Below are 16594 nucleotides of genomic sequence, written 5' to 3' on the forward strand. Positions count from 1 at the left end.
CCGAACTGCTGGCGGACGCTGGTTGGAACGCGGACCCGGAATTGCCAGACGGCTCCACGCAGCCACAGGCCGGTGTGGTGCCGCTTGTGCGACAGCCTTGTGCTACAGCGCCGGGGTGATTTTTCGTCGGGTTTACAAGGCGTTGCGGCCGATTCGGCGCGCACCGTGTGCGACGGTGGTGTGTCACACGGTAGGTTCGACGCCCCATCAGGGGCAATTTTCCGAACCAAATCAATATCTTGGGAAGTAATGGTGGAGCCGAGGAGGATCGAACTCCCGACCTACGCATTGCGAACGCGTCGCTCTCCCAGCTGAGCTACGGCCCCACACCATGTCGCTGCGACGCATCGTCGTCGCGGCGTGGCGCGGATATTGTCCATGTCGGGGGGTGCTGTCAAGCGTCGGATTTGGAAAAAATGACGGCGGGGGGAGCGGGCCGCGTCGGGTGCCCCGGACAAGCGGGTTCGGGGCCGCCGTGCTGGACAGCACTCTCCGCTTATGCTTAGGGTGCCCGCAAAAGGCTGGCGCCCGCCCTACACCTCCCGTACGTGCGGCCGCCGCGAAAAACCAACTGGAGCGGGCCCGGCATGATCGCGCTGTATGTGCTCATCAACACCATCCTGGACCTGTTCTTTTGGGTCCTCATCCTGTCGGCGATCCTTAGCTGGCTGGTCGCGTTCAACGTGGTGAACACGCGCAACCGCGCGATCTACCTGATCGGCGATTTCCTGTACCGGCTGACCGAGCCGGTGCTGCGCCCGATCCGCCGCGTCCTGCCGAACATGGGCGGGCTGGACCTGTCGCCGATCGTCGTCCTGCTGCTGATCTCCTTCATCCAGAACCTGATGGCCCAGTACTGGCCGCGCTTCTGATGGCGGCAACCGCCCCGTTCGAGCCGGTCGGCGACGGGCTGCGCGTCGCGCTGCGGGTGACGCCGAAGGCGTCGCGCAACGCGGTGACCGGCGTCGCCGACGCGGTCGGGGGCGGGCGGGTGCTGAAGGTGGCGGTCACCGCCGTGCCGGAGAACGGCAAGGCGAACGAGGCCGTCATAAAACTGTTGTCGAAGGCATGGAAACTGCCGAAGACGAGCCTGACGGTGGTGGCCGGGGCCACCGACCGGAACAAGATACTGCATGTGGCCGGCGATCCGGCGGCGCTGCTGCCGCGTCTGACGGCCTTGGTCAATGGATTGGGCGCCGCCGCCGGACTTGGCGGCACGGCCGCCGGTGAGGGTGGAGAGTGAGCATGGCGGACGCGAAGATCATCGACGGCAAGGCTTTTGCGGCCGGCCTCCGCGCCCGGGTGGCGGACGGTGTGGCGGCGCTGAAGGCCAGCCACGGCGTCACCCCCGGCCTGGCGGTCGTGCTGGTGGGCGAGGATCCGGCCAGCCAGGTCTATGTCCGCTCCAAGGAGCGCGCGCTGGTCGAACTGGGCATGAACAGCTTCGACCACCACAGGGCGGCCGACATGGCCGAGTCCGAGCTGCTGGCGCTGATCGACCACCTGAACGCCGATCCCGCGGTTCACGGCATCCTGGTCCAGCTTCCCCTGCCCGGGCACATCGACAGCCAGAAGGTCCTGGCCCGGATCGTGCCGGAGAAGGATGCCGACGGCTTCCATGTCGTCAATGCCGGGCTGCTCGCCACCGGCCAGCCCGGCGCCATCGTGCCCTGCACCCCGCTGGGCAGCCTGCTGCTGATCCGCGACACGCTGGGCCGCGACCTGAAGGGCAAGCGCGCCCTGGTGCTGGGCCGTTCCAACATCGTCGGCAAGCCGATGGCTCAGCTTCTGCTGCAGGCCGACTGCACGGTGACGATGGCCCATTCCCGCACCGTCGACCTGCCCGGCGAATGCCGTCGCGCCGACATCCTGGTGGCGGCGGTCGGCCGGCCGGAGATGGTGCGCGGCGACTGGATCAAGCCCGGCGCCACGGTGATCGACGTCGGCATCAACCGGGTGCCGGCGGCAGAGGCCGGCAAGAGCCGGCTGGTCGGCGACGTCGCCTTCGACGAGGCGGTCAAGGTGGCCGGCGCCATCACACCGGTGCCGGGCGGCGTCGGGCCGATGACCATCGCCTGCCTGATGCTGAACACGCTGGCCGCCGCCTGTCGCGCCGCCGGCGCCCCGGTTCCCGAAGAGGCCGCCCAAGGGATGGCGCGTTGATCACCGTCCACGCCCGTGCCGAGGACGGGCGGGTGATGCGCCAGCCGCTGGAACTCGGCGAGCCGCTGCCCGCCGAGGCGGTCTGGGTCGACCTGCTGCGCCCGACGGAGGCGGAGCGCGCTCATGTCGGCGCACTGACCGGCTGCGACCTGCCGACGCGCGAGGAGATGAAGGAGATCGAGGCCTCCAGCCAGCTCTATGTCGAGGGCGAAGGGCTCTACATGACCTCCTCGATCATCTCGCGCGCGACCTCGCCCCACCCGGAACAGGGCGAGCTGACCTTCGTGCTGACGCCGCGCCACCTCATCACCCTGCGCTACACCGAACCGCTGCCGGTCATCACCTTCGCCGCCCGCTGCGTCCGCCAGCCGGAACTGCTGGCGACCGGGGAAAGCGCGCTGTTCGGTCTGCTCGACGCGGTGATCGACCGGGTCGCCGACGTGCTGGAGCTGGTCGGCGGCCGCATCGACGAGCTGTCGGCGCGCGTCTTCGACGATTCGCTGGAGGAGAGCGGCTTCGGCAAGCAGTCCAAGAAGCCCGACGAGCTGCAGGACGTGCTGCGCGGCATCGGCCGCGCCGGCGACCTGACGCACAAGGTGCGGGACAGTCTGGCCGGCCTCGACAGGCTGGTGGTGTTCCTGACCTCGGTCAGCGGCGGCCGGCTGAACAAGGAACAGAAGACCGCGCTGAAGACGATGACGCGCGACCTGCGCTCGCTGACCGAACATGCCGGCTTCCTGGCGCACGAGGCGAACTTCCTGCTCGACGCCACGCTCGGCCTGATCAACATCGAACAGAACGCCATCATCAAGATCTTCTCGGTGGTGTCGGTGGCGCTGATGCCGCCCACCCTGATCGCCTCGGCCTACGGCATGAACTTCAAGTACATGCCGGAGCTCGACTGGGAGTTCGGCTATCCCATGGCGATCCTGCTGATGATACTCTCGGCGGTGGTGCCGCTCTGGTATTTCCGCCGGCGCGGCTGGCTGTAGCGTCCCGCATGTGAGGATATGCCGATGACGACCATCCTGCCCGACGCCGCGATCGACGCGCTGCTGGCGCAGGATGTCCCCTACGGCGACCTGACCACCGACGGGCTCGGCATCGCCGGCCGGCCGGCCCGCATGAGCTTCGCCGCCCGCGCCGGGATGGTGCTGGCCGGCACCGAGGAGGCGGCGCGGCTGGTGGAGAGGGCGGGCGGGCGGGTGCTGCGCGCCGAGCCCAGCGGCACGGCCGTTGCGGCCGGCGCGGTCTTCCTGGAGGCCAACGGGGCAGCCGGCTCCCTGCACCGCGCCTGGAAGGTGGCGCAGACGCTGGTCGAATACGCCTCCGGCATCGCCACCCGCGCCCGGCGCATCGTCGAGGCCGCCCCCGGCGTCACCGTCGCCTGCACCCGCAAGAACTTTCCCGGGGCCAAGGACATCAGCGTCAAGGCGGTGCAGGCGGGCGGGGCGGTGATGCACCGGCTGGGCCTGTCGGAAACCCTGCTGGTCTTCCCCGAACACCGCGCCTTCCTGGACGGTCCGCCGGACGGCTGGATCGCCGACCTGCGCCGCAAGGCCCCGGAAAAGAAGATCGTGGTCGAGGTCGGCTCGGTGGAGGAGGCGGTGCTCTTCGCCCGCGCCGGTGCCGACGTCATCCAGCTCGAGAAGCTGCCGCCCGACGCCGCCCGCGCGGTGATCGAGGCGACGCGGGATCTGGCGCCGCCGCCGGTGGTGGCGCCCGCCGGCGGCGTCACCGAAGCCAACGCCGCCGCCTATGCCGCGGCCGGTTGCCGCCTGCTGGTCACCTCGGCACCCTTCTTCGGCCAGCCGGCCGATGTGCGGGTGGTTCTAGGGCCGGCATAGCGGCGAGGTCTGCGACAGCCGGCCGCAGTCCCTGAGAGTCCCGATTTTGCGAGCAAATGATCTTCCGCAATACCTATGCGTGCGCCACAGTGGTGACGCGGACGGGATGGCGGACCGGCCACCATCCCCGCCGCTTACGAGGAGTGAAGAGGATGCTCTATATCCTCAAGCTCCTGATCCTGGTTCTGGAGATCGTCAAGCGGCTGCTTGACCTCTACCGGTAAGGATCGGGCCGGCGGGCAAGGGGTGGTATCCCTTGCCCGCCAAGCCTGATATTGCCCTATCCATCCCCGCAGTCAACCGCCGCTACCAAGCCTTCTACGCCGCCAGCCCACCGCCCAGTTCGATGCGCACCTCCACCACGCCGGGCTCGTCCAGGTTCTCCTTGCGGACGAAACCCAGCGCCCGGCACATGTTCAGCATGTTGGTGTTCTCGCGCAGCACCTCGCCATAGACCTCCTTGATGCCGCGCGAGCGGGCATAGTCGAGGATCTTGTTCATCAGGATGAAGCCCAGCCCCTGGCCCTTCATGTCGGACCGCACCATCACCGCATATTCGGCGCGGCGGTTGTCGGGGTCGGCGGTGATGCGCACCACGCCGTACATGATGGTGTCGCCGGTCTGCGGGTCCGGCCCGACGGCGATCAATCCCATCTCGCGATCGTAGTCGATCTGGGTCAGCCGCGCCGCCGCCTGGTGCGACAGCCGCTTCAGCGGCGCGAAGAAGCGCAGCCGCAGATCCTCGGCGGTCTGGTTCTCCACCAGGTGGTGCACCAGCGGCTCGTCCTCCGGCAGGATCGGGCGGACCAGGAACTGGCGGCCGTCCCTGATGGTGATGCGGTCCTCCAGCGCCTTGGGATAGGGGCGGATGGCCAGCCGCGTCGCCCCCGGCAGGGCGGGCACGCCGACCTTGATGCGGGCGTCGAGCGCCGTCACGCCGTCGGCATCGGCCAGCAGCGGGTTGATGTCCATCTCCGCGATCTCGGGGAAATCGACGACGAGCTGGCTGACCTTGTTCAGCGTCAGCGCCACCGCATCGAGGTCGACCGCGGCGCGCGAACGGTAGCCCTGGAGCTGCTTGTGGATGCGGGTGCGGCCCATCTGCTCGGTCGCCAGCTTCATGTTCAGCGGCGGCAGGGCCAGGGCGTAATCCTCCACCACCTCGACGCCGATGCCGCCTTCGCCGAACAGCAGGACCGGCCCGAACATCTCGTTCTCGGTCATGCCGACGATCAGTTCATAGGCGTCGGGGCGGACCGCCATCTCCTGGACGGTGAAGCCTTCGATCCGCGCCTCGGGCGCCAGCTCGGCCACCCGGCCCAGCATCGCCTCCGCCTCCGCCCTGACCTGCTCCGGGCTGGTCAGGCCCAACACGACGCCGCCGACGTCGGACTTGTGGGTGATGTCGTGCGACAGGATCTTCAGGGCGATCGGGCCGCCGATGACGCGGGCGGCATTGGCGGCATCGGCGGGCGTCGCGGCGACGCGGGTGTCGACCACCGGGATGCCGTAGGCGGCCAGCACGCGCTTGGCCTCGTACTCGCTGAGCCACTCCCGCTTCTCCGCCATGGCGCGGGAAACCACCTTCTTGACGGTGATCTCGTCGGGCTGGAAATCCTCCGCCACCGAGGGCGGCGTTTCCATCAGCAGTTCCTGGCTGCGGCGGTAGCGCACCAGGTGCATGAAGGCGCGCACCGCCTCGGAGGGGCCGCTGTAGGTGGGGATGCGGCTGTCGGCGAACAGCTTGCGGGCGCCCACCGCCGACTGGTCGCCGATCCAACTGGTCAGCACCGGGTGGCGCCGCGCCTTGTTGGCCTGCACCGTCTCCGCCACCGCCTGGGCGATGGCGGCGCTGTCGGTCAGGGCCGACGGGCAGTGAAGGACCAGCACCGCGTCGTTGCCGGTGTCCTGCATCAGCGCGTTCAGCGCCTCGGCATAGCGCTTGGGCGTGGCGTCGGCACCGATGCGCAGCGGGTTGCGGAAGGGGCCGCCGGGCTGGGGACCCAGCGTCCTGGCCAGCGCCTCCTGCGTTTCGGCCCCCAGGGCGGCGAGGCGCCCGCCGGCCTGGATCAGCTTGTCGGTGGCCATGACGCCCATGCCGCCGCCGTTGGTCAGGATCGCCAGCCGGTCGCCGGTGATCGGCACCCCGGTGCCCAGCGTGCCGGCGGCATCGAACAGCTCGGCGAGGTCGTTGACCCGCAGCACGCCGGCACGGCGGAACACCGCATCATAGACGGCGTCCGATACCGCCAGAGCACCGGTATGCGAGGCGGCGGCCTCCTGCGCCTCGTCCGAGCGGCCGGCCTTGATGACGATCACCGGCTTCTGGCGCGAGGCCGAGCGGGCCGCCGACATGAATTTACGGGCGTGGGTGATGCTCTCGATGTAGAGCAGGATGGCGCGGACGGTGACGTCGCTGGCCAGATAGTCGAGCAGGTCGCCGAAGTCGACGTCGCCGCGGTCGCCCAGCGACACCAGGTGCGAGAAGCCGATCCCGCGCGAGGTCGCCCAATCGGCGATGGAGGTCAGCACCATCGAACTCTGCGCCACCAGTGCGACGTCGCCCTTGCGTGGCGCCACCGGCGCGAAGCTGGCGTTCATGCCCCGCCCCGGCACCATGGCGCCCAGGCTGTTCGGACCCAGCACCCGCATCAGGTAGGGCTTCGCCGCGTCCAGCATCGACTGGATCTGCTCGGCGGTCATGCCGTTGGTCATGACGATGGCCGCCTTGGTCCCGCGCTTGCCCAGCGCGTCGACCGTTGCGGCCACCGTGTCGGGGGGCGTGCAGATGACGCCCAGGTCCGGGGTGATCGGCAGGCTGTCGACCGTCTTGTAGGTCAGCACGCCCTCGACGGCACGCTCGGTCTGGTTGACCGGCATCACCGGTCCGTCGAAGCCGGCCTGGAACAGGTTGCGGGCCACCACCGCGCCCACCGTGCCCGGTTTGCGGCTGGCGCCGATCAGGGCGATCGAGGCAGGCTTGAACAGCTTGTCGAGGTTGCGAACAGTCATGACCCGGTCCGGTGCTGGTGAAGCCGCCGGGCCAGTGTGCCACGGGTTCCCGACGGTTTTGATGACGAACAGCGCGATGGTGGACTTTCATCCCATATGTTTGCTGCGATGCAAAATTAACGGCTGGTATGACCATCGGGCAAGGGGGCGTTTCGTCGCGCTGGCGGAAATCGGGCCGGGGGCGGCGCAGGCCCCTTGCGGCGGGACGCCGATCCTCGCCAAGCTGTTGCACGTGCATCGGCAATCGGGGAAGGAGCGCGATCATGAAGGTCGGAATCGTCGGGGCGGGGTTCGTCGGCAGCACCGCCGGCTTCGCGATGGTGACCACCGCCGCCGCCAGCGAGGTCGTGCTGGTCGACATGAACGACGCGCTGGCCCGTGCCCAGGCCCAGGACATCGCCCATGCCGTGCCCTTCACCCATGCCGTGAGCGTCCATGCCGGGCCGTACGAGGCGCTGGAGGGGGCGGGGGTGGTCGTCCTGGCCGCCGGCGTGGCCCAGCGGGCGGGAGAGACGCGCCTGGACCTGCTGGAGCGCAACGCCAAGGTCTTCGGCGCCATCATTCCCGCGGTCCTGAAGGCGGCGCCGGACGCGGTGCTGCTGGTCGCCACCAACCCGGTCGACGTGATGACCCAGATCGCCACGCGGATCAGCGGCCTGCCGCGCTGCCGGGTCATCGGCTCGGGCACCGTGCTCGACACCGCGCGGTTCCGCTTCCTGCTGGCCGACCGGCTGAAGGTGACGCCGCGGTCGGTCCACGCCCATGTCGTCGGCGAGCACGGCGATTCGGAGGTGCTGCTGTGGTCGAGCGCCACGGTGGCCGGCCTGCCGGTCGAGCGCGCCGCGGACCAGCTCCGCCGCAGCCTGACCGCCGAGGACCGCGCCGGGATCGACGAGGGGGTGCGCCGCGCCGCCTACCACATCATCAACGGCAAGGGCCACACCGCCTTCGGCATCGGCGGCGGGCTGGCCCGGCTGGTCGCCGCCATCGGCGCCGACGAACGGCTGGTGGCGACCTGCGCCATGCTGAACGACGAGGTCGCCGGCGTGCCGCAGGTGGTGCTGTCGCTGCCGCGGGTGATCGGGGCCTCGGGGGCGCTGGACACCATCCTGCCGAACCTGTCGGCGGAGGAGGAGGCCGCCCTGCGCCGCAGCGCCGAAATCCTGAAGGAGGCCGCGGACGGGGTCGAGCGGCGGATGGGCTGGATCAGTTGAGGCCATCCCGCATGCCCCGCGACGCCTGCGGCGCGGCGACGGGCCTTTCCGCTCTTCGAGAACGGAAAACGGCCGGCGTCAGGACCCTGACGCCGGCCGTTTCACGGGCCACCGGAAATCGCGACTACCGTCAGACCACCGGGCCCGGGGTGCCCTTGTTGGCTTCCAGGGCGCGGGCCAGGCCTTCCTCGATCTTCTTGGCGGCCTCTTCGGCGTTGCCCCAGCCGCGGACCTTCACCCACTTGTTCTTCTCGAGATCCTTGTAGTGCTCGAAGAAGTGGGCGATCTGCTCGATCACAATGGACGGCAGGTCGGTGTAGTTCTTCACGTCGGTGTAGAACGGGTGCAGCTTGTCGACCGGAACGGCCAGCAGCTTCTCGTCCTCGCCGGCCTCGTCCTCCATGTAGAGGACGCCGATCGGGCGCGACCGCAGGACCGCGCCCGGGACGACGCCGTGCTGGCCGACGACGCAGACGTCCACCGGATCGCCGTCACCCGACAGGGTGTGCGGGATGAAGCCGTAGTTGCAGGGATAGAACATGGCGGTGTGCAGGAAACGGTCGACGAACACCGCGCCGGAGTCCTTGTCGACCTCGTACTTCACCGGCTGGCCGCCGATCGGGATCTCGATGACGACGTTCACGTCCCAGGGGGGATTCTTGCCCGCGGCGAGCTTGCTCAGATCCATGTATCGCGTTCCTTCGACTGGCGTATTCAGGGCACGTTCTTATTTCGGCGCCGATGCCCGGTCCGGCGCCACGCGGGGCCGGAGTTTAGGCGGAACGCCGATCAAGGCCAAGGAACTTGCGCGGGCTCTTGCGCGGATGCGGCAAAGCGGCAACCCTGCCGGCCATGATCCGCCCGTCAGTCCCGATCCTCCTGCTTTCGCTGCTTCTGCCGGCCGCTTTCGCCTCCGCCGCCGATCCCGGCCCCGGCGTCCCGACGCACGGCATCCCGACGCACGGCATCGCCATGCATGGCGACCTCGCCCTGCCGCCGGGCTTCGCCGCCTTTCCCTATGTCAACCCGTCGGCGCCCAAGGGCGGGACGATGCGGCAGGCGGTGGTCGGCACCTTCGACAGCCTCAATCCCCACATCGTGAAGGGCGTGCCGGCATTGGGGCTGGGATATGTGTTCGAGACGCTGCTGACGCGCTCGTGGGACGAGCCCTTCTCGCTCTACGGCCTGCTGGCCGACCGGGTGGAGGTGGCCGCGGACCGGTCGGCCGTCACCTTCCACATCAACGAGAAGGCGCGCTGGCACGACGGCACGCCGGTGACCGCCGAGGACGTGCTGTTCTCGCTGGAGGTCCAGCGCCGGCACGGCACGCCGAACCGCCGGCTGTTCTACGCCAAGGTCGCGACGGCCGAGGCGCCTGACCCCCGTACCGTCCGCTTCGCCTTCGCCACCTCCGACGGCGGCCCGGATGGCGGCCCGGATGGCGGGATCGACCGCGAGATGCCGCTGCTGATGGGGTTGATGCCGATCCACAGCAAGGCGTTCTGGACAGGGCGCGAGTTCGACCATACGACGCTGGAGCCGGTGATGGGCAGCGGTCCCTACCGGATCGGGGCGGTCGATCCCGGCCGCCGCATCCTCTACGAGCGGGTGCCCGACTACTGGGGGCGGGACCTGCCGACCCGCGTCGGGCAGTTCAACGCCGACCGCCTGGAGTTCGACTATTACCGCGACGACTCCGTGGCGCTGGAAGCCTTCAAGGCCGGGCAGGGCGATGTCCGCTACGAGAGCGATCCGGCCAAATGGGCGGTCGGCTATGACGGTCCGGCCCTGAACGGCGGCAGGATCGTGCTGGAGGAGCTGCCGAACCGCCGGCCCGAACCGGCGCGCGGCCTGATCTTCAACACCCGGCGGCCGCTGTTCGCCGACGTCCGGGTGCGGCAGGCGCTGGGCATGGCGACAGATTTCGACTGGATCGGCCGCAACCTGTTCCGCGGCCTGCTGACCCGCACCGCCAGCTACTATCCGAATTCCGAGCTCGCCGCCCGCGGCCTGCCGGACGGCGAGGAGCTGGCGGCGCTGGAGCCCTTCCGCGATCGGCTGCCGCGCGCGCTGTTCACCCGCCCCCCGCCGCTGCCGGGGGCGACGTCCGGCGCCGATACCGGCGGCGGTCCGGCCGGACTGCGCGCCAACCGGCGCGAGGCGATGCGCCTGCTGGCGGAGGCCGGCTGGCGCGTGCGGGACGGCCGGCTGGCCGACGCCGCGGGTGCCCGCTTTGCCTTCGAGATCCTGCTGTCCGACCCGGCGGAGGAGCGGGTGGCCCTGGAGTTCGCCCGCTCGCTGGAGCCGCTCGGCATCGACGCCCGGGTGCGGACGGTGGACAGCGCGCAGTTCCAGGCGAGGCTGGAGGGATTCGACTTCGACATGACGCTGCGCTGGTGGGCGTCCAGCCTGTCGCCGGGCAACGAGCAGCTCTATTATTACGGCACCGCCGCCGCCGGGGACCGCGGCAGCCGCAACCTCGCCGGCATCCGCGACCCGGTGGTTGACGCGCTCGCCCGCTCCATCGCCGCCGCCGGCACCCGGGCGGAGCTGGTCGGCCGGGTGCGGGCGCTCGACCGGGTGCTTCTGTGGGGCCACTACATGGTCCCGCTGTTCCACAGCCCGGTCGACCGTATCGCCCGCTGGACCAGGCTGCACCGCCCGGCGGTCACGCCGCTCTACGGCCCGCTGACGGAGACCTGGTGGGTGGAATAGCCGCCGCGTTGCCCCGGCGGGGCTCCCGGAATGGCGGCTGTCCGGTCACCGGTCGTGGAGCGGCGCCATCTGGTCGAGGCGGTGGGCGAAATCGATGTCGGCCTGGGTGACGCCGTCGGCGGTGCGGGTGTAGAGGATCACCTCGACCCGGCCGAGGTCGTTGAACCATTCGGGATGGTGGGCCGTCTTCTCCGCCAGCAGGGCGACCTGGTTCATGAAGCCCCAGGCCGCCGGGAAATCGGCGAAATGGTAGGTCTTGCGGATGGCGTCGCGCTCCAGCACCTCCGCCCATCCGTGAAGCTCCTTCAGCGCCGTCTGGCGATGGGTGCCGACCAGGCGATCCGACATCATGACCTCCCTAATTCTGCCGCCCCGTCTTGGCGAACCGGCGGCGTTTCGCTACCTTCTCGGGCATGATACGGAAACCATCAGGTCCCCATACGGTTCCGCCCACGGTCGAAGACCTGGAGCGCATGGCCGAAGAGGCGCTGGACACCATCCCGGCCGAGCTGCTGGCTCCGGTCGGGAACCTCGTCATCCACGTCGAGGATTTTCCCGACGAGGATACCGGGCGGGAGATGGAACTGGAAAGCCCCTTCGACCTGCTGGGGCTCTACCGCGGCGTGGATCTGACGCGGCAAAGCGTCGCCGACGTCCGCGGCGGCCCCGACATGATCTTCCTCTACCGCCGGCCGATCCTGGACTACTGGTGCGAGACCGGGGAGGATCTGCCCGCCATCGTCCGCCATGTCCTGATCCACGAGATCGGCCACCATTTCGGCTTCTCCGACGACGACATGGAGCGGATCGAGGCGATGGAATAAGGGCAGCCGCGCAGGGGGCGTGGCGGGCCGCGGCGGGCGGTCAGCCCGCCAGCGCCTCGTCCACCCGCCGGCGCAGGACGGGCACCAGCTCCGCCTCGAACCAGGGATTGCGGTTCAGCCAGGCGGTGTTGCGCCAGCTCGGATGCGGCAGCGGGAGGACGGCCGGGCCGTAGTCGCGCCAGGCGGCCACCGTCTGCGTCATCGTCGCCTTGCGGCGGTCGCCGAGATAGCGCGCCTGGGCATACTGGCCGATCAGCAGGGTGAGGCGGACGCCCGACAGCGCCTGCAGCAGCGGCGGATGCCAGAGCGGCGCGCATTCCGGCCGCGGGGGATAGTCGCCGCCCTTCGGCATCGTCCCCGGATAGCACAGCCCCATCGGCACGACGGCGATGCGCGATTCGTCGTAGAAGGCCGGCCGGTCCATCGCCAGCCACTTCCGCAGGCGGTCGCCCGACGGATCGTCCCAGGGGATGCCGCTGGCATGCACCCTGGCTCCCGGCGCCTGTCCGACGATCAGCAGGCGGGCGGAGGCGCTGCCGCGCAGCACCGGCCGGCAGCCATGGGGCAGCAGGCCGGCGCACAGCGTGCAGGCCCGCACCCGCGCGAACAGGCCGCCGAGATCCGGGTGGTCGAGATCCGGGCCACCGAGATCTGGGCCACCGAGATCTGGGCCACCGGGATCCGGGCCGTTATCAAGGTCAGACAAGCGTCAGCATATCCTGGACGAAGGCCGGCACCACCTGGGTGGCCGGGCCGTGGATCGAGCTGTGGAAATAGGAGGCGCCCTCCGACGGTTCCAGGTTCAGCTCGACCGTATAGGCGCCGGCCGACCGCGCCTCCGCCACGAAGCCGGCGGCGGGGTAGACGTGGCCGGAGGTGCCGATCGACACGAACAGGTCGCATTCCTCCAGCGCCCGCTGGATGCGTTCCATCCCGTAGGGCATCTCGCCGAACCACACGACGTCCGGCCGCATGCCGCCCTTGCGCCCGCAGGTCAGGCAATGGTCGTGCACCGACAGGTCGCCATGCACCTCCACCGCCGCCCGGCAATGCAGGCAGAACGCCTTCAGCAGTTCGCCGTGCATGTGCAGCGGCGCCTTCGACCCGCCGCGCTCGTGCAGGTCGTCGATGTTCTGCGTCACCAGCAGGATGTCGCCCTTCCAGCGCCGCTCCAGCTCGGCCAGCGCCCGGTGCGCGGCATTGGGCTGCACGGCGGGGTCGTGCAGGCCGTGGCGGCGGTCGTTGTAGAAGCGGTGGACGAGGTCCGGGTTGCGGGCGAACCCTTCCGGCGTCGCAACGTCCTCCAGATCGACCTGGCTCCAGATGCCGCCGGCGCAGCGGAAGGTGTCGAGCCCCGATTCCTTGGAGATCCCGGCGCCGGTCAGGATGACCACCGAGTCGGTCGGGCGCAGGCGGTTGATCAGGGCGGGGGAGGGCATGGCATCACCTTAGCGGTTCGGAAACCGGTCATGTGGACACTGTCGCGCAGGACCTGGGAGCGGCGTACGCCCGCCGCGTCAGGAAGTAAAGAAGGAGGGAGACCAGAGGTGGTCAAGGTCCTGTTCGTCTGCACGGGAAACATCTGCCGTTCGCCGACCGCGGAAGGGGTATTCCGCCATCTGGCCGGGCGCGCCGGCCTGTCCGGCCTGGTGGCCGCCGAGTCCGCGGGAACCCACGCCTACCATGTCGGCGAGCCGCCCGACCCGCGCACGCAGCGTGCCGCGCTGGCCCGCGGCATCGACCTGTCGGGCCTGCGCGCCCGCAAGGTGACGGCGGGCGACTTCGCCCGTTTCGACCATATCCTGGCGATGGACCACGGCCACCTGGAGCAATTGCGCCGCATCGCCCCGCCGGGCGCCGGTGCCGCCCTGCGCCTGTTCCTCGACGATGCCCCCGGCCTCGCCGGCCGCTCGGTGCCGGATCCCTATTACGGCGGCCCCGACGGGTTCGGTGAGGTCCTGGACCTGTGCGAGGCCGGCGCGCGCGGCCTGCTGGACCGCCTCGCCCGCGAAAACCGGTTGGTGGCCCGGGAAAGCGCCGGCTGAGGCGGAAAAGGCCGGCAAACGGGTCGCCGGCCGGCCGCCGCATGGTTTAGGCTGCGGATGCCCGGCCCCTTTGGAGCATCTCCCCGCCATGACCAGCGCCATCGTCGCCCCCACCGGCACCGTGGTTCCCGGTGACATCCTCGACGGCGTCGTCCTGTTCGAGTCCTTCACGCCGGAGGAGCGCGCGGCGGTGGCGGCACGCGGCCGGCTGTTCGACGCACCGGCGGGGACCGTGCTGATGCGGGAGGGCGACGAGGCCCGCGCGCTCCACGTCCTGGTTGCCGGTACGGTGCGGGTGGTGTGCGGCGATGCCTGCGGCGGCCAGGTGGAGGTGGGATTCCGCCGTGCCGGCGACTGTTTCGGCGAGATGGCGCTGATCGATGGCGGCGCCCGCTCCGCCTCGGTGATCGCCGCCACGCCGGTGACGGTGTTCGAACTGGACCGCGACCTGTTCCTGGCGCTGATCTCCCCCTCGCCGGACATGCTGGCGAAGCTGCTGCGCAAGCTCAGCGGGACGGTCCGGGACGTGTCGGGGCGGGTCGTCCGCGAGGACCTGGAACGCCGCACCCGCGTCGCCGAGGCGGCGCTGGCGCGCCAGCGCACCCTCCTCCAGGTGGTGACCGGGCTGGCGCATGAGCTGAACACGCCGCTCGGCGTCTGCGTGACCACCGCCAGCCATCTGCAGGAGATCGCCCGGGCCGGCGCCAGGATCGGTGCCGGCGGTATCGGCGCCGGCCCGCTCACCGCCGAGGATCTGCGGGAGCCGGCGGCGCTGCTGGAAGCCAACCTTGCCCGCGCGGTCGAACTCGTGGAGGCGTTCTCGGCCATCGCCGCCTGCCAGAACGCCGAGCCGCTGGAGGCGACCGACCTGCGGCGGGCGGCGGAGGAGGCGGCCGCGCTGTTCGCCGTCCAGCATCCGGACCTGCCGCTGGAGGTCCGGATGCTGCCGGGGCCGCCCTGCCCGTGGATCGGCTATGCCCCGCACCTGGAGCGGGTGCTGCATCACCTGTTCGCCAACGCCGCGGCCCACGGCTATGGCGGCGGGCCGGGGGTGGCCGAGCTGGCGGTCGAGACGGCGGCCCTGGACGGCAAGCCGGCCTGGCGGCTGACCGTGCGCGATCATGGCGCCGGCATCCCGCCGCGGCACATGCCCACCCTGACCGACCCCTTCTTCACCACCGCGCGCGGCCGTGGGCACCGGGGACTGGGGCTGGCGGTGGCCTTCAGCACGGTGACCGGTCCGCTCGCCGGGCGCCTGGAGATCGACAGCGCACCCGGCGGCGGGACGGCGGTGACGATCCTGATGCCGCAGGAGCCTTGACCCGCTCATCCGTGCAGGGCGAGGCCCTTCACCGTCTTGTCCACCGCCTTCTTCGGGCCGCGCAGGGCAAGGCCGACGAGATCGGGCGCGGCCGGGTCCTCCGCGCGGAACGCCGCGCGGTTGGCGGCGTCGTGGCCGGTGGTGAACATGGCCGCGACATAGGGCACCAGCGTCAGCCCGCGGTCCAGCGCCGCATCGCGGACGGCGCGCAGCCTGTCGCCGTCGGCCGCGAAGATCAGGATCGGCTGGCCCAGCATGCGGCCGTAGCTCCGCCCGGCGCCATCGACATAGGCCTCGCCGATCGCGTCCGGTGCCGCGGCGGCGACGCCGGTTGCGAGGAAGGCGGCGACGTTCAGCTTCTGCCACACCGGCAGATCCTCGCGGACGATCAGCGCGACCTTGGTGTCGAAGCGCACCGGAGCCTCGGCGGAAGCGGCGGGATCGGCAGGAAATGAATGATCGGGCATGGAACGGGTCTCCTTTCGCCGTCCCTCATGCCCGATGCCGGCCGCTCCGGTCTGGAACGTTTGTGCACAGATCGCGAGCCGCCGGATCGCAGCCGACGATATCCCTGCCTGCGATATCCCTGCCCGCCAGATCCCTATAGGCCGCGGGGGTCAGGCCGTAGGCGCGGCGGAACCAGCGGCCGAGATGGCTCTGGTCGGCGAACCCCACCTCCGCCGCAACCAGGGCCGGCGCCTCCCCCGCCGCCAGCCGACGCCGGGCGGCGCGCAGCCGCAGGCGCACCAGATAGGCATGCGGCGACAGGCCGAAGGCGGCGCGGAAGGCGCGATTAAGCCGGAAGCGGTCGACGCCGGACGCCGCCGCCAGGTCGTCGAGCCCGACATCCTCGCCCATCCGGGCATGCAGCAGGTCGCGCGCCCGCACCGCCGCCCGGTCGGGGCGATCGCGCAGCGCACCCGCCGGCGGGCCGGACAGGGCTCCAAGGGGCGCGACATGCCCGGCCAGCCTCGCCGCCAGCCGGTCAAGCGCCAAGTCGCGGGCCAGCCGGCCCTCGCGCCCGTGCAGCGCCAGGAAGGCGCCGCCGATCGCCGCGGCGAGGCGGGGGTCGTCGGCCAGGGTGTCGCGGAACCCCAGCGCCGGAGGGCGCGGCATCAGGCTGCGCAGGGCGTCGGCGCGGGCGGCCAGCAGCGGCACCGGCAGGTAGAGCATGGCGTAGGTGAAGCCGTCGTCGCCGGGGCTGTGGCCGTCATGCGCCTCGCCGGGCTCGATCAGGATGACGCGGCCGGGCGTGCTGGTGTGCAGCCGCCGCCGGCAGCGGAAGGCCTGCACCCCCTGCTCGGTAACGCCGACCAGGAGTTCGTCATGGTCGTGCAGGTCATAGGCATGGCCCTGGAAATGGGCACGGATGGTCTCGACCCCGGTTTCGGCGTCGCGCCGCATCGCCACCCAGTCGCGGCGTTTCCCCGCCTGTCCATCCATCCGGCACCTC

18 protein-coding genes and 1 tRNA gene are annotated in these 16594 nt (G+C 70.6%); 11 read left to right on the forward strand and 8 right to left on the reverse strand.

The window, feature by feature from the left end:
* Window positions 1-250: 250 nt before the first annotated feature.
* Window positions 251-326: transfer RNA gene (locus J2850_RS12825), tRNA-Ala, on the reverse strand.
* A 261-nt stretch (window positions 327-587) separates the two neighbouring features.
* Here J2850_RS12825 and J2850_RS12830 point away from each other — a divergent pair.
* The 6 genes from J2850_RS12830 to J2850_RS12855 are packed head-to-tail and all read left to right on the forward strand — an operon-like array spanning window position 588 to window position 4234.
* Complete coding sequence (locus tag J2850_RS12830; RefSeq protein ID WP_209982204.1) at window positions 588-872, forward strand: YggT family protein; 285 nt, start codon at window positions 588-590, stop codon at window positions 870-872.
* A complete protein-coding gene (locus tag J2850_RS12835) occupies window positions 872-1243 on the forward strand; it encodes a DUF167 domain-containing protein (protein WP_209982205.1) in 372 nt (123 codons plus the stop codon). Before J2850_RS12830 ends, J2850_RS12835 begins: the two co-directional genes overlap by 1 nt.
* A 2-nt stretch (window positions 1244-1245) precedes the next feature.
* Window positions 1246-2163 carry a bifunctional methylenetetrahydrofolate dehydrogenase/methenyltetrahydrofolate cyclohydrolase FolD gene (gene folD / locus J2850_RS12840; protein ID WP_209982207.1) on the forward strand — a complete coding sequence of 306 codons (918 nt, stop codon included), beginning with the start codon at window positions 1246-1248 and terminating at the stop codon, window positions 2161-2163.
* Complete coding sequence (locus J2850_RS12845) at window positions 2160-3155, forward strand: magnesium transporter CorA family protein (protein ID WP_209982209.1); 996 nt, start codon at window positions 2160-2162, stop codon at window positions 3153-3155. Before folD ends, J2850_RS12845 begins: the two co-directional genes overlap by 4 nt.
* A 24-nt stretch (window positions 3156-3179) precedes the next feature.
* Window positions 3180-4010 (forward strand): ModD protein, encoded by an 831-nt coding sequence (gene modD, locus J2850_RS12850; RefSeq protein WP_209982211.1) that lies wholly within the window; start codon window positions 3180-3182, stop codon window positions 4008-4010.
* Window positions 4011-4066: 56 nt separating this feature from the next.
* Window positions 4067-4234, forward strand: coding sequence for a hypothetical protein (locus J2850_RS12855; protein WP_209982213.1), 168 nt, complete (start codon window positions 4067-4069; stop codon window positions 4232-4234).
* 94 nt (window positions 4235-4328) lie between these two features.
* Here the strand turns inward: J2850_RS12855 and J2850_RS12860 are convergent, their stop codons facing one another.
* Window positions 4329-7022, reverse strand: coding sequence for a bifunctional acetate--CoA ligase family protein/GNAT family N-acetyltransferase (locus tag J2850_RS12860; RefSeq protein ID WP_209982215.1), 2694 nt, complete (start codon window positions 7020-7022; stop codon window positions 4329-4331).
* 263 nt (window positions 7023-7285) lie between these two features.
* Here J2850_RS12860 and J2850_RS12865 point away from each other — a divergent pair, with 263 nt between their 5' ends.
* Entirely contained in the window at window positions 7286-8236 is a 951-nt protein-coding gene (locus J2850_RS12865; RefSeq protein ID WP_209982217.1) for an L-lactate dehydrogenase, read from the forward strand.
* A 130-nt stretch (window positions 8237-8366) separates the two neighbouring features.
* Here J2850_RS12865 and ppa read toward each other — a convergent pair whose 3' ends face one another.
* Window positions 8367-8924 (reverse strand): inorganic diphosphatase, encoded by a 558-nt coding sequence (gene ppa, locus J2850_RS12870; protein ID WP_209982218.1) that lies wholly within the window; start codon window positions 8922-8924, stop codon window positions 8367-8369.
* Between the two features lie 164 nt (window positions 8925-9088).
* Here ppa and J2850_RS12875 point away from each other — a divergent pair, with 164 nt between their 5' ends.
* Window positions 9089-10951 (forward strand): extracellular solute-binding protein, encoded by a 1863-nt coding sequence (locus J2850_RS12875; protein ID WP_209982221.1) that lies wholly within the window; start codon window positions 9089-9091, stop codon window positions 10949-10951.
* Between the two features lie 45 nt (window positions 10952-10996).
* Here J2850_RS12875 and J2850_RS12880 read toward each other — a convergent pair whose 3' ends face one another.
* Window positions 10997-11302 (reverse strand): 4a-hydroxytetrahydrobiopterin dehydratase, encoded by a 306-nt coding sequence (locus tag J2850_RS12880; RefSeq protein ID WP_370878929.1) that lies wholly within the window; start codon window positions 11300-11302, stop codon window positions 10997-10999.
* Window positions 11303-11424: 122 nt separating this feature from the next.
* Between J2850_RS12880 and J2850_RS12885 the strand changes: the two genes are divergently transcribed.
* Window positions 11425-11775 (forward strand): metallopeptidase family protein, encoded by a 351-nt coding sequence (locus tag J2850_RS12885; RefSeq protein WP_209982223.1) that lies wholly within the window; start codon window positions 11425-11427, stop codon window positions 11773-11775.
* A 40-nt stretch (window positions 11776-11815) separates the two neighbouring features.
* Here the strand turns inward: J2850_RS12885 and J2850_RS12890 are convergent, their stop codons facing one another.
* On the reverse strand, window positions 11816-12385 hold the full coding sequence (locus tag J2850_RS12890; protein WP_209982528.1) for a uracil-DNA glycosylase family protein: 570 nt from the start codon (window positions 12383-12385) through the stop codon (window positions 11816-11818).
* An 88-nt stretch (window positions 12386-12473) separates the two neighbouring features.
* A complete protein-coding gene (gene cobB, locus J2850_RS12895) occupies window positions 12474-13214 on the reverse strand; it encodes a Sir2 family NAD+-dependent deacetylase (protein WP_209982227.1) in 741 nt (246 codons plus the stop codon).
* A 108-nt stretch (window positions 13215-13322) separates the two neighbouring features.
* On the opposite strand from cobB, the gene J2850_RS12900 reads away from it, so the two are divergent.
* Window positions 13323-13820, forward strand: coding sequence for a low molecular weight protein-tyrosine-phosphatase (locus J2850_RS12900; RefSeq protein ID WP_209982228.1), 498 nt, complete (start codon window positions 13323-13325; stop codon window positions 13818-13820).
* A gap of 88 nt (window positions 13821-13908) precedes the next feature.
* Entirely contained in the window at window positions 13909-15141 is a 1233-nt protein-coding gene (locus J2850_RS12905; protein ID WP_209982230.1) for a sensor histidine kinase, read from the forward strand.
* Between the two features lie 5 nt (window positions 15142-15146).
* Here the strand turns inward: J2850_RS12905 and J2850_RS12910 are convergent, their stop codons facing one another.
* Entirely contained in the window at window positions 15147-15608 is a 462-nt protein-coding gene (locus J2850_RS12910; RefSeq protein ID WP_211113896.1) for a DUF2000 domain-containing protein, read from the reverse strand.
* 25 nt (window positions 15609-15633) lie between these two features.
* Window positions 15634-16584 (reverse strand): AraC family transcriptional regulator, encoded by a 951-nt coding sequence (locus tag J2850_RS12915; RefSeq protein WP_246513037.1) that lies wholly within the window; start codon window positions 16582-16584, stop codon window positions 15634-15636.
* Between the last annotated feature and the right edge of the window lie 10 nt (window positions 16585-16594).

The organism is Azospirillum picis, from assembly GCF_017876115.1.
Taxonomy (GTDB): Bacteria; Pseudomonadota; Alphaproteobacteria; order Azospirillales; family Azospirillaceae; genus Azospirillum; species Azospirillum picis.